This window comes from Marinicella gelatinilytica (genome assembly GCF_026410405.1).
GTDB classification, from domain to species: domain Bacteria; phylum Pseudomonadota; class Gammaproteobacteria; order Xanthomonadales; family Marinicellaceae; genus Marinicella; species Marinicella gelatinilytica.
Window position 1 is genome coordinate 1 of sequence record NZ_JAPMLN010000018.1, and the last position, 12006, is coordinate 12006.

A 12006-nucleotide genomic window follows, 5' to 3' on the forward strand; every position below is an offset into this window, starting at 1 on the left:
ACAATAACTGCCATATCAAAAACTTTTAAGCCTACTTAAGTATCGGTTAAAAGTTCAGGTTACTAACAGCCAATTATTAATAAAAAAGCCTAAAAGCAACAAACCCCTGAAAAAAACAGGGGTTTGTCATTAGCCTGAGCACCCATGGTCGGGTGCTTTTTTTTGAGTTTTTTAAACGAGACCTCTGCATAAGTCGTGAATTAAGTAAAAATGTCTGAAGTTACGAATTTCTGCGTCAGAAAACTGAGCAATAGCCCTGCTATTACTTGCGTTTCCTTCCTTGAACTTCAGAATTTCAATCATTTTTTCGATAACCCAGACTTATGCAGAGGTCTCTAAACATTATTGCTGGTGATTATGCTGACGCCATCTTCACGTAATTGTTGTCTGAGCTTTTTAAAATTATCGACATCGATGGCACGGGTGGCGTCTTCGATTAAGGTACATTTGAAACCGGCTTTTAAGGCATCTTTAATGGAAAAGTACACACAAAAATCAGCCGCTAAACCGGTAAAGTACAGATGCTCAACACCTAATTCCTTTAAGTAACCGCTTAAACCGGTTGATTGAACATGGCCATTGTCATAAAACGCACTGTAACTGTCAATTTTCGGGTTCATACCCTTGCGAAAAATGGCGGCTATCTTTCGCATATCTAAATCCGCATGAAATTCAGCCCCCACAGTGTCTTGTACACAGTGCTCAGGCCATAAGGTTTGTGGTAAGCCGTTCAGTTCAATTTCTTCAAATGCTTTGTGTCTTAAATGGTTTCGGGCAAAACTTAAATGTTCAGATGGGTGCCAATCCTGACTGGCGATAACCAAATCAAAATGAGCCTGCAGCTCATTAACAATGGCGACAATTTGATCGCCTTCAGTCACCGGTAAGTTACCACCGGGCATAAAATCATTTTGCACATCAATTAAAAGTAGCGCTTTCATCTGGTAGTCCTCAGGTCTTTTATAAGTTCGTCCCGTTGTTGTTTTAAAGTCACACTGATGCCGACTTTGTATTGATGCGGGTTATCAAAACGTCGGTAATCATCGGCTAATAAAGCCATCTGGGTTTGTGCATATTTGGCAATATCCGTTAAGGTAACACTGTCATCAAGTCGTTGGCCCTTGTGCATCACCTGAGCCAACATCGGCTTGGCTGATAATCCGCTGAGATCCAACGACTTAAAAGGTTCATACGGGTGCTGCATGGCTGTTGGTGCATCTTCATCCGCCAGCCCAATGACATCAGCACCAATCAAGCGACCTTCACTGTCGGTCATGCGAAACACCTGTTTATGACCGGGTAGGGTCATTTTTTTGATATTTTCCGATAATTTAATGCGGGGTTTTCCATTAAAATAAGCCAGCTTATAAACACCGTCCAAGGCACCATCCGGGCGACCAATCACTAAGCTGGTACCGACACCAAACACGTCGATGGGTGCTTGCTGCTCCAGTAAGCTTTTAATAACATGCTCATCCAGTTGATTAGAAGCGGCAATTTTGACCTTGTGCAGGCCGGCCTGATCCAGCATTTGTCGGCTTTGTTTCGACAAATAAGCCAAATCGCCACTGTCTAAACGAATGGCTTTCAACTGCTGGCCACGAGCCGCCATTTCCTGGCCGACAGTAATGGCATTGGGTACACCGCTTTTTAAGGTGTCGTAAGTATCCACCAGTAGCACAGTGTTATTTGGTTGATCTTTGGCAAAATTTCTAAAGGCGGTTAATTCATCATCATGGCTTTGTACAAAAGAATGCGCCATGGTGCCGGCAACAGATAAACCAAAGTCTTGGCCGGCTTTAACATGACTGGTGCCGTTAAATCCACCAACAATGGCAGCACGACTGGCATAATAACCACCAGCCCCTTGGGCACGTCGTAACCCAAAATCCAGCAGTGTCGCGTCTTTAGCAACGGATCGTATGCGGGCAGCTTTGCTGGCGATTAATGTTTGAAAGTTAAGGGTGTTAAGCAACACGGTTTCAATTAATTGTGCCTCGATTAAGTTGGCTTTAACTGACAGGACCGGTGCATTGGGAAACACCAAATCACCTTCCCGGCAGCTGTAAATGGTGCCGTTAAAGCGAAAATTTTCTAAATAATTCAAAAAATCAGCTTTAAAACCTTGTTCAGATAAAAACTGTAAATCTTGTTGGCTGAACTGCAATTGTTCAATGATACCCAACAAGGTATCCAAACCGGCAAATAGCGTGTAACCGCCTTGATAGGGGTTTTTACGGAAAAAATAATCAAACACAGCCGATTGTGACTGTTGCTGATGAAAATAGACTTGCGCCATACTAATCTGATAAAGATCAGTATAATTACCGGTTATTGATAACATAAATTAAAGTGCGTTAAATGCGTTTAATTGTATCGACAAAATTCAATCAAGCAAAGCGTCAACGGCAATAATATGTTGGCATTCCAATAAATGATTCAATAAACCCTGATCTTGTTCAGAAGCTAGTAATTGTTGGCGATCCAAATAAAGGTGATTGCATAAAAGTTTGGCAAAATTCAATGAGCACTGAAAAGACTCACCATTAATGTAAAGCTGTGCTTGCTCTGAATTAATTGGTTGATAGAGAAATCGATCGCTCGGATTTTTTTGCCAGTTCGTGTGGTTATGGGCGTCAGTATATTCGGGAACCTCATTGAGTAACCGATAGCCGGTAAGCAATTGATTCAATATCTGTGATAAGTCATTATCAGTCAGGTTCTGGAGTTGAGCGAGTTGTTGCCGTAAATAGTTGATTTCCTGCGGCCCAATACAGGCTTCCGGTTCTGCATCATGGTCAAGATCAGTTAAGCGTTCTGAATCTGGCAGGGATTGAGCCACATAATCTACGGTACTGACAAGCAGCTCAGCGGCAGAGGGGGCACGTAAACCCACCGATAAAGTCAGACAATCATCATCCAAAGACACGCCGTGATGGGGAATGCCTGGGGGTAAATAAAGCACGTCACCGGGAGACAGAATGTGGTTTTGTTGTGCTTGATAACCATCAATAACAGCCAAGTCACTGTCCGCAACCTCGTTAAAAACAGTCAAAGGTTGGTTATCATAAGACCACTGGCGTTGACCTTTGACTTGAATTAAAAACACATCATATTGATCTATATGGGCACCCACGGAAGCACCTTTTGGGGCGTAGGACAACATCAGATCGTCAAATCGCCAGGCTTTAATAAAAGCAAAAGCAGTTAAAACTGACATTGCTTGCGGGCACCATTTTTCAATATCCGAAACCAATAGAGTTGGGTGCTTTCCTGTCAAAGATGACCAAGCTTCTGGCTCATCATAGACAGCGAAATAGCGGCGTTGATCATCACTGTAGATAATGCGTGACTGAACCCCGTCTTGTGCGGCTAAATCGAACAGCTGTTGACGGTTAGGCACCGCAGCTAACGGCACGTCAGTTTCACGAAATAAATACGGCCGTTGTTGCCAATAGTCTTTTAAAAAGACCTCGGCAGTAATCGCCTGATGATTAAATATGTTTGGCTTGATGTTTGGCATTGCCTAAGTAAGTGGCGGGCGTTAATGCCAGCAGTTGTTGTTTGGCTTCATCAGGTAGATCGAGATTTTTGACAAAGGCTTTAATGGCTTGTTCATCAATGGTTTGGCCGCGGGTGAGTTCTTTGAGTTTTTCATACGGGTTATCAATACCATAACGCCGCATCACGGTTTGAATGGGTTCCGCCAATAGTGCCCAATTAGCATTCAAGTCCGCTGCCAATACAGTGGTGTTCAAGGTCAGTTTGCTCAGGCCTTTGGCCAATGATTGATAGGCAATCAAAGCATGTCCGAAAGCGGTTCCCATGGCACGTAAAACGGTGGAGTCAGTGAGGTCGCGTTGCCACCTTGAGACCGGTAGTTTTTCGGCCAAATGGGCCAGCAAGGCATTGGCGACACCGAGGTTGCCTTCAGCGTTTTCAAAATCAATGGGATTGACCTTATGGGGCATGGTTGATGAGCCCACCTCGCCGGCTTTGGTTTTTTGACCAAAATAGTTATTAGAAATATAACCCCAGATGTCACGGCATAAATCCAATAAGATGGTGTTAATGCGAATCATGACATGGTTGGTTTCTGCGATGTAATCATGGGGTTCAATTTGGGTGGTGTAAGGATGGACAAGTAATCCAAGATCGGCGATAAAAGACTCGGTCAAAGACGGCCAGTCCACTTCCGGATAAGCACAAATGTGGGCATTATAATTTCCCACAGCGCCGTTCATTTTGCCGTAAATGGTGACAGATTTTAAATGATCTAATTGTCGCTCTAAGCGAAACACCACGTTGGCCAACTCTTTACCCATGGTGGTTGGTGTCGCGGGCTGACCATGGGTTTTTGCCATCATGGCATCACCGGCAAACTGATGCGCCATGGCGCGTAAGTGGGCCGTTAGGTTGGTGATTTCATGGATAAAAACAGATTCTTTGGCTTGTTTAAGTATGAGTCCGTAAGCCAGATTATTAATGTCTTCTGAAGTACAGGCAAAATGTACAAATTCCAGATAGGGTGATAAACCATCAATTTTTTTCATGTGGTTTTTGATGTAATACTCAACTGCTTTAACATCGTGGTTGGTGGTGGCTTCGATGTCTTTTACCTGCTGCGCCTTCTCCGGAGTGAAGTCCTCATATAAAGCCATTAATTGTTGTTTCTGTTGAGCGCTGAAAGCCGGTAACTCTTTAATGTCTGTAGATTCGCTGAGTTGAATCAGCCAGGAAATTTCCACCAACAGGCGGTTTTTGATAAGACCATATTCGCTAAAGAACGGAGATAAATCACGGGTTTTTGATTGGTATCGACCGTCAACGGCTGAAACGGCAGTGAGTGCAGATAAAGACATGGTTTTAAAGGCGCTTAAAAGGCTATGCATTATACGGTTTAGTGCGTGTGAACTCAATCTGCGGCGGGCAATAAACGCTTGCTTTTACTATAAGTACGTGCTAATATTAATAACAATTAACTTAATAAAGGTGATATATGCCTCATGTGGTCGTTTTAGGTGCCGGTATCGGTGGTATTCCCATGGCTTTAGAGGCTAAAGAACTCTTGGGTGATGGTGTTAAGGTAACAATTATCAGTGACAAGGAATGGTTTGAATTTACCCCATCCAACCCATGGGTGGCGGTTAACTGGCGTACACAAGAGCAAATTAAGGTGGATTTACCGCCGATGTTTAAAAAACGTGACATCGACTTTATTCCGGTGGCCGCGAAAAAAGTTAATCCAGAACTGAACCAAGTCATCTTGGATGATGACCGGGTTATTGATTATGATTATTTGGTGATTGCCACCGGACCTAAATTAGACTTTGCCGCCATTAAAGGGCTTGGGCCTGCGGCATATACCGATTCGGTTTGTACCACCGGCCATTCAGCGACCGCCGGTGACAAATGGGAAGATTTTGTCGCAAATCCGGGGCCGATTGTGGTGGGTGCGGTGCAGGGCGCGTCCTGTTATGGGCCGGCTTATGAATATGCTTTAATTTTAGACACGGAATTACGCAAACGTAAAATCCGTGATCAGGTGCCAATTACTTTTATTACTGCAGAACCTTATATTGGGCATTTAGGCTTAGATGGTGTCGGCGACACCAAAAGCTTGCTGGAATCTAAATTACGGGATGCCAATATTAACTGGATTACCAATTGTCAGGTGGATGAAATTACGGAAAATGAAATCCATGTCACTGAGCTGGAGCTTAACCGCGACCCCATTAAACATGATCCAATTGCGTTTAAACATGCCATGTTATTACCCGCTTTTGCCGGTATTGATGCGGTACAGGGTATCGAAGGCCTGGTCAATCCGAAAGGCTTTATTCTTACCAATGAGTTTCAACAAAACCCAACCTTTAAAAACGTGTTTGGTGTCGGTGTTTGTGTGGCGATACCGCCGATTGGTAAAACCGCGGTTCCGGTGGGCGTTCCTAAAACCGGTTATATGATTGAATCCATGGTGACTGCCACGGCACATAATATTGAAGCCATGATTGCCGGCAAACAGCCGGATTCAAAACCCACTTTAAATGCGTTATGTCTGGCAGATTTTGGTGATGGTGGTGTGGCCTTTATTGCTAAACCACAAATGCCGCCACGCAACTTAAACTGGTCCGGTAGCGGACGCTGGGTACACTGGGCCAAAGTGGCTTTTGAAAAATATTTTATTCGTAAAATCCGCAAAGGCCAGGCAGAGCCTATTTTTGAAAAATATGTGATGAAAGCCATGGGCTTGGTGCGCTTAAAAAAGAATAAATAACTAATCAACAAGACCTGTGACTAAACCTCTATCAGTCACAGGTCAAAAATACCAATCCACAGGAATTAAGCAAAGCCCGCTATTAACTTAACTTGAGCTTTACGCTGCGGGCTTTATAATGACTGTTTTTTTCCAGGGAATTAATATGAAAATCAGCAGTGAATTTGATGGTGGCCGCATTGAAGTGGTGGCCTGTGATCAAGCCGATGACATTCAAGTCAACATTGATAAAGACTCCCATGCGGACTTTCGCCAGTGGTTTTATTTTAGACTGCATGGCGTTAAAGATAAGGATTGCGTGGTGAAGTTTATGAATGCCGCGGAATGTTCCTATGTCGAAGGCTGGCAGGATTATGATGTCTGCGCTTCCACCGATCGTCAGGAATGGTTCCGCTTGCCCACTGAGTTTGACGGCAAAGTCATGTCGGTTGAATTTAACACCGACACCGATGACATTTATTTGGCTTATTTTGCGCCGTATTCGTTTGAGCGCCACATAAATTTACTGGCCTTTGCGCAACATTCACCCTTAACCGAGGTCATCAACCTGGGTGAAACGGTGGACGGCCGTGATTTTGATATGCTTAAAATTGAACAGCCCGACAATGATGATGACAAACTCAACGTCTGGCTCACCGCGCGTCAACATCCCGGTGAAACCATGGCTGAGTGGTTTATGGAAGGGTTCATCGAATCCTTATTGGATGCCGATAATGCCACCTCGCGTGCCCTGCTGCAAGAATGTCGATTTTTTCTAGTGCCCAATATGAACCCCGATGGGGCTTATCGCGGTAATCTACGCACCAATGCCGCCGGTGCCAACTTAAACCGTGAATGGCAAGAGCCGACCATGGAGAAAAGCCCGGAAGTCTATCTGGTGCGCCAGAAAATGCTCAAAGAAGGCGTTGATATTTTTCTGGATGCCCATGGTGATGAAGCCATTCCATATAACTTTGTCGCCGGTTGTGAGGGTAACCCCAATTATGATGAACGTCTTAAGAACTTAGAAGAGGTGTTTAAATCCGCCTACTTTACCGCCACCCCTGAGTTTCAGGATGAACATAAATACGACCTCGATGAACCCGGTAAAGGTGATTTACGCCTGGCCACCAACTATGTGGGACAGACCTTTTCCTGCCTGGCTTATACGCTTGAAATGCCGTTTAAAGACAACCACGACTGGCCCGATGAAGAATACGGCTGGTCACCGGAACGCTGTAAAAAACTGGGCGAAGACACCTTGGTGGCGTTATTAAACACGGTACCGGCCGTACTCGCCAATCCCAGGGAGAAATGAAGATGTATACCATGCTTAAATTGACCTTAACTTTGTTTGGCATGATTCTGGTATCAGCGTGTCAGCAAACCCCAGCTCATGACACATCGGCCCCTGATGCTCACACCTCGAAAAATGCCCTGGACTGGTCCGGGGTTTATACCGGTACCTTACCCTGTGCTTCTTGTCCCGGTATCAAAACCCGCATTGTTATCCACAGTGATGGTCAATACAGTCAAGACAGCCATTATTTAGAAACCCCCGGTGTGATTACTGAAACAGGTCAAATCAAATGGGATGACCAGGGCCGAAACATCACCCTTATCAGCGAAAGTAATGATGATCCAAGCCACTATTGGGTGGTGGAAAATGCCCTGGTGCAATTAGACCAACAACATCAGAAAATAACCGGTGATCTCGCCGACCATTACCGATTGGAGAAAGTCCGGATGCAATTAAACAATCAAACTTGGCAGTTAATGGAAATAGCCAACAAAGCGGTAACCGACAAACTCACCGATCGGGTCAATATCAGCTTTGATGCAGAAGGTAAAGTCTCGGGACAAGCACCCTGTAACCGCTATTTCGCCGGCTGGGAACAAAACGGCCGGCAATTAAGCATCGAAAAAATCGGCGCCACCAAAATGGCCTGCCCATTCCTGCAACAAGAACAAGCATTTTTCACGCAGTTAGACAAAGTCGATAACTTCGAAATAAAACAAACGATATTATTGCTGAAACAAGGTGACGAGGTTCTGCTGTCTTTTAAAGCGGGTTTTGACACAGAAACTTCAAAGAATTAAGTCTACAGAAATGCCCACACTTTCGTTTATTAATGCGTTATTATCATGATATATCCAGATAAAAGCGCATTAATGCGTTTTAAACTCGAATATGCCGGATAAAAGTGCAAAAAATGGTTAAAAAATCAAATATTATGAGTAAAAAGGGACAATATTGCCCCAAAAGTACGCTTTTTCGGCATTATTTAAATGATAATGCGTGTTTAATAAGTTGTTAGTGGGTTCGTCCACTGTATTTGGCCGTGCGTATCTGGATTTCAGGGAGAAGAAGAGTGTCCAGAATTGATGAAAGGGGAGTAATCGCGGGAGCCATCGTCTGGCTCGTGCTCATGGCGTTGATGTCTAATATCATGTCGTGTATCGATGCTCGATCTTGTCGCAGCGGAGATTTCTTCATGTACGCGCTTATAGGAATTGGCATGCTGGCTCCATCATATTTTGTGGCGGCCCTGCTTTCGAAGTGACAGCAAGCCAAACCACTGTTCGATACTTGGTGTTCGCAGCCCCACTAACAAATGCAGGCACAGCGACGCCCACTACATTGCGCCTTTGGCTCCATTCCGTGGGCGCGCATGCTGCAAGCGTTAGACTTATTAATAAAAAGGAGAGTGTAATATGAGCGACGATATTGAACTTAAAGGCCTTAATGGTTGGTTAATCTTAGTAGGGATTGGGGTGGTTCTTTCACCTTTTAGATTGCTATTTAGCCTTGTCCCAATATATAAACCGATATTTGAAGACGGCACGTGGGAAATCCTAACCACAGCTGGTTCGGAGGCGTATGATTCATTATGGGCTCCATTATTGATTGGAGAAATTGTGTTTAATTCTGTATTGGTTGCAGCGTCCATATACTTAATATATTTATTTTTTAGCAAGCATTACCTGTTTCCTAAACTCTTTATCGGTATCGTTACTCTTTCTATCGTGTTTATTCCATTAGATGCGTGGGTTGTAACTAAAGTAATGCCATCTGAACCAATGTTTGATCCTGAAACAACCAAAGAATTTATGCGTTCTTTAGTTACTGGTCTTATTTGGATTCCATACATGTTAATTTCAAAAATAGTTAAAGCAACATTTGTAGAACATATGCCTAACAAGGTAATCAAGCTGGATTCGTAGTAAGGTAGGTTGGGCTAAGCGCAGCGCAGCCCAACATTTTGAATGAGGCTATGAACTCATTTTGGCAATAATGCTATTAAATGTTAACTGGTATAAGACGAGAATATGTTGTGTTTGTACATTTGATGTTGGGCTGCGCTGCGCTTAGCCCAACCTACGCACTAATGTCAAGGCTTCACATAATCTAAAGGATTCACCGGTTGGCCGTTTTTGCGGATTTCGAAGTGTAGGTTGTCGACGTTGGTGCCGCTGGAGCCGAGTTGGGCGATGACTTCGCCGCGTTTGACTTGTTGGCCTTCTTTGACGTGGCGTTTTTTGTTGTGGCCGTAGGCACTTAAAAAGCTGTCGTTGTGTTTAATGATAATGAGTTCGCCGTAACCCAGTAAGCCATCCCCGCTGTACACCACCACGCCGGCTTCGGCGGCTTTCACGTCTTGACCTTCCTGGCCGCGGATAGAGATGCCTTTACGGGCCGGGTTACTGCCGGAAAAGGTGGTTCTGATTTTACCTTGGGTTGGCCACAGCCAATTTAAGTCACCGGTTTTAGGTAAATTAACCACCGGTTTGGGTTGTGGTTTTGGGCTGGGTTGTTTTGTAACGGTGACGGTTGCCGGCGGTTTGGGTTTGCTTTCCGGTTTATTGCTGGTTGTTGCCGGTTTTTTAGAAGTGATCGGTTTAGTGTCGTTGCTGGCTCTCATGGTGGGTTGTATAACAATGGCGCTGGTTTTTACTTTATTCGATTCGGCAACGGTTGTTGATGTGGTTTTGCTCGGCTGCGTTAAGCTTAAGCGTTGATTGGGGTGGATGGTGTAAGGTGGTTTGATGTTGTTAATGGCGGCTAATTGTCGGTAATCAATGTTATAGCGAAATCCGATGGAATAGAGGGAATCGCCTTTTTGTACCCGATAAAAATTCGGCTTCCTGGGTAATTTTCTGTGTTTTAGTGATTGGGCTTGGCGGTTTTTACGTTGAATACTGATTTCATCTACGTGAGCCGGTGGGCGTGATGCGCAAGCGCTGAGCAAAAGCAAAACGATGATGGCGCAGTACATTTTCATTTAACGCTCCACACCTTCCAGTAATGGCACAAAAATAACATCACCTAAATCTTCGATGACCGGGCCGTTTTTACCCGGGCTGATTTTCTGTAAGGTTTGTCTGGATTTACCACCAACCGGTACAATCATAAAGCCTCCGGGAGCCAGTTGTTCTAATAAATTTAATGGTGGTTCGGGTGGCGCAGCAGTGATGATAATCACATCAAAGGGGGCTTCTGAAGGCCAACCCAAATAGCCGTCATCGGTTTTGCAGCGGATATTCAGGTAGCCTAAATTAATAAATCGTCGGCGGGCAATGCGGGTTAATTTGTCAATACGTTCAATGCTGAAGACCTCCGGAATCAAGCGACTGAGAACAGCCGCTTGGTAGCCGGAACCGGTGCCCAGTTCTAATACTTTTTTAGGTGCCGGATGACTCAATACTTCAGCGGTCATACGAGCAACGATATAAGGCTGAGAAATGGTTTGGGAAAATTTTATGGGTAAAGCGGTGTCCTCATATGCGCGATGGGCCAATGCTTCATCAACAAAAACATGGCGTGGCACCTCGTTCATGGCCTGTAGCACTTGTTCGTTGTTAATGCCTCGTTGTTGCAGCCGATCTATCATGCGTTGTCGGGTGCGTTGTGAGGTCATGCCGATACCCGGTGCATTCATAAGTCTTTGAACCAGTGATTTAATTCACCCATAAAGTCATGACGGGTCATGTCAATTTGTAAGGGTGTAATTGACACATAACCATTTTTGACGGCGTGAAAATCAGTGCCTTCTCCGGCATCTGCTTCAGGGCCGGCCGGACCAATCCAATACATGGTGGAACCCCGTGGGTCAGTAATGGGTAGGGCGTTTTCAGCTTTGTGACGGTTACCTAAGCGCGTGACTTTAAAGCCCTTTATCTCGTCAATGGGTAAATTGGGGACATTAATGTTTAAAATGGTGTCTTTAGGTAATGGATTATTATCCAGGTGTTCAATGATACGACGCAGGTAGTGGGCCACTGATTTATAGTCACGTTTACGATGATTGTCTTTACAGGAATCTAATACAATCGACACCGCAATCGCCGGCAACCCCAGATAACGGCCTTCAATGGCTGCGGCTACGGTGCCTGAATAAAGCACATCATCACCCAAGTTAGCGGCATCATTAATACCGGAAATGACCATATCGGGTTCATAATCCAAGACACCGGTGACAGCCAAGTGAACACAGTCAGTGGGTGTGCCATGGACGCTAAAAGCATCATCACCTATTTGATCAACTCTAATGGGACGGTCTAATGTCAATGAATTACTGGCACCGGAGCGGTCACGGTTGGGGGCAAAAATAACCACATCGCCGAGTTCTCTGAGCATGGTGGCCAAGGTGTTAATGCCCCGGGCGTTTATACCATCATCATTGCTGACTAAAAACTTCATAATTCTCACAATTCTACGAATCCCTTATTATAATATCTTGTCTTGTAAA

General features: G+C 44.6%; 11 protein-coding genes. 4 read left to right on the forward strand and 7 right to left on the reverse strand.

Annotated features, from left to right (window positions below):
- Positions 1–335: 335 nt before the first annotated feature.
- Genes pncA through purB form a run of 4 tightly spaced genes read right to left on the reverse strand, consistent with a single transcriptional unit; the run spans position 336 to position 4862 of the window.
- Positions 336–941, reverse strand: a complete 606-nt coding sequence (gene pncA / locus OS173_RS11605) for a bifunctional nicotinamidase/pyrazinamidase (protein ID WP_267184457.1) — start codon at positions 939–941, stop codon at positions 336–338.
- Positions 938–2344 (reverse strand): nicotinate phosphoribosyltransferase, encoded by a 1407-nt coding sequence (locus OS173_RS11610; RefSeq protein ID WP_267184458.1) that lies wholly within the window; start codon positions 2342–2344, stop codon positions 938–940. Before OS173_RS11610 ends, pncA begins: the two co-directional genes overlap by 4 nt.
- A gap of 42 nt (positions 2345–2386) precedes the next feature.
- Positions 2387–3523 carry a cupin domain-containing protein gene (locus OS173_RS11615; RefSeq protein ID WP_267184459.1) on the reverse strand — a complete coding sequence of 379 codons (1137 nt, stop codon included), beginning with the start codon at positions 3521–3523 and terminating at the stop codon, positions 2387–2389.
- A complete protein-coding gene (purB, locus tag OS173_RS11620) occupies positions 3495–4862 on the reverse strand; it encodes an adenylosuccinate lyase (RefSeq protein WP_267184460.1) in 1368 nt (455 codons plus the stop codon). Before purB ends, OS173_RS11615 begins: the two co-directional genes overlap by 29 nt.
- Before the next feature lie 137 nt (positions 4863–4999).
- On the opposite strand from purB, the gene OS173_RS11625 reads away from it, so the two are divergent.
- The 4 genes from OS173_RS11625 (at position 5000) to OS173_RS11640 (ending at position 9481) form a co-directional block, all read left to right on the forward strand.
- The gene (locus OS173_RS11625; protein WP_267184461.1) at positions 5000–6277 is read left to right on the forward strand and encodes an NAD(P)/FAD-dependent oxidoreductase; all 1278 of its coding nucleotides are present in this window, start codon (positions 5000–5002) and stop codon (positions 6275–6277) included.
- A gap of 145 nt (positions 6278–6422) precedes the next feature.
- Positions 6423–7574, forward strand: coding sequence for a M14 family metallopeptidase (locus OS173_RS11630; protein ID WP_267184462.1), 1152 nt, complete (start codon positions 6423–6425; stop codon positions 7572–7574).
- Between the two features lie 11 nt (positions 7575–7585).
- On the forward strand, positions 7586–8356 hold the full coding sequence (locus OS173_RS11635) for an META domain-containing protein (protein WP_267184463.1): 771 nt from the start codon (positions 7586–7588) through the stop codon (positions 8354–8356).
- A gap of 615 nt (positions 8357–8971) precedes the next feature.
- Positions 8972–9481 (forward strand): DUF2569 domain-containing protein, encoded by a 510-nt coding sequence (locus OS173_RS11640; RefSeq protein WP_267184464.1) that lies wholly within the window; start codon positions 8972–8974, stop codon positions 9479–9481.
- A 167-nt stretch (positions 9482–9648) separates the two neighbouring features.
- Here OS173_RS11640 and OS173_RS11645 read toward each other — a convergent pair whose 3' ends face one another.
- Genes OS173_RS11645 through surE form a run of 3 tightly spaced genes read right to left on the reverse strand, consistent with a single transcriptional unit; the run spans position 9649 to position 11957 of the window.
- On the reverse strand, positions 9649–10539 hold the full coding sequence (locus OS173_RS11645) for a peptidoglycan DD-metalloendopeptidase family protein (protein ID WP_267184465.1): 891 nt from the start codon (positions 10537–10539) through the stop codon (positions 9649–9651).
- On the reverse strand, positions 10540–11211 hold the full coding sequence (locus OS173_RS11650; protein ID WP_456085716.1) for a protein-L-isoaspartate(D-aspartate) O-methyltransferase: 672 nt from the start codon (positions 11209–11211) through the stop codon (positions 10540–10542).
- Positions 11193–11957 carry a 5'/3'-nucleotidase SurE gene (gene surE / locus OS173_RS11655; protein WP_267184467.1) on the reverse strand — a complete coding sequence of 255 codons (765 nt, stop codon included), beginning with the start codon at positions 11955–11957 and terminating at the stop codon, positions 11193–11195. Before surE ends, OS173_RS11650 begins: the two co-directional genes overlap by 19 nt.
- Between the last annotated feature and the right edge of the window lie 49 nt (positions 11958–12006).

Excerpts from the sequence above, each read along its gene's own strand:
- pncA (WP_267184457.1), bottom strand. The coding sequence starts at position 941 with ATGAAAGCGCTACTTTTAATTGATGTGCAAAATGATTTTATGCCCGGT.
- OS173_RS11610 (WP_267184458.1), bottom strand. The coding sequence starts at position 2,344 with ATGTTATCAATAACCGGTAATTATACTGATCTTTATCAGATTAGTATG.
- OS173_RS11615 (WP_267184459.1), bottom strand. The coding sequence starts at position 3,523 with ATGCCAAACATCAAGCCAAACATATTTAATCATCAGGCGATTACTGCC.
- purB (WP_267184460.1), bottom strand. The coding sequence starts at position 4,862 with ATGTCTTTATCTGCACTCACTGCCGTTTCAGCCGTTGACGGTCGATAC.
- OS173_RS11625 (WP_267184461.1), top strand. The coding sequence starts at position 5,000 with ATGCCTCATGTGGTCGTTTTAGGTGCCGGTATCGGTGGTATTCCCATG.
- OS173_RS11630 (WP_267184462.1), top strand. The coding sequence starts at position 6,423 with ATGAAAATCAGCAGTGAATTTGATGGTGGCCGCATTGAAGTGGTGGCC.
- OS173_RS11635 (WP_267184463.1), top strand. The coding sequence starts at position 7,586 with ATGCTTAAATTGACCTTAACTTTGTTTGGCATGATTCTGGTATCAGCG.
- OS173_RS11640 (WP_267184464.1), top strand. The coding sequence starts at position 8,972 with ATGAGCGACGATATTGAACTTAAAGGCCTTAATGGTTGGTTAATCTTA.
- OS173_RS11645 (WP_267184465.1), bottom strand. The coding sequence starts at position 10,539 with ATGAAAATGTACTGCGCCATCATCGTTTTGCTTTTGCTCAGCGCTTGC.
- surE (WP_267184467.1), bottom strand. The coding sequence starts at position 11,957 with ATGAAGTTTTTAGTCAGCAATGATGATGGTATAAACGCCCGGGGCATT.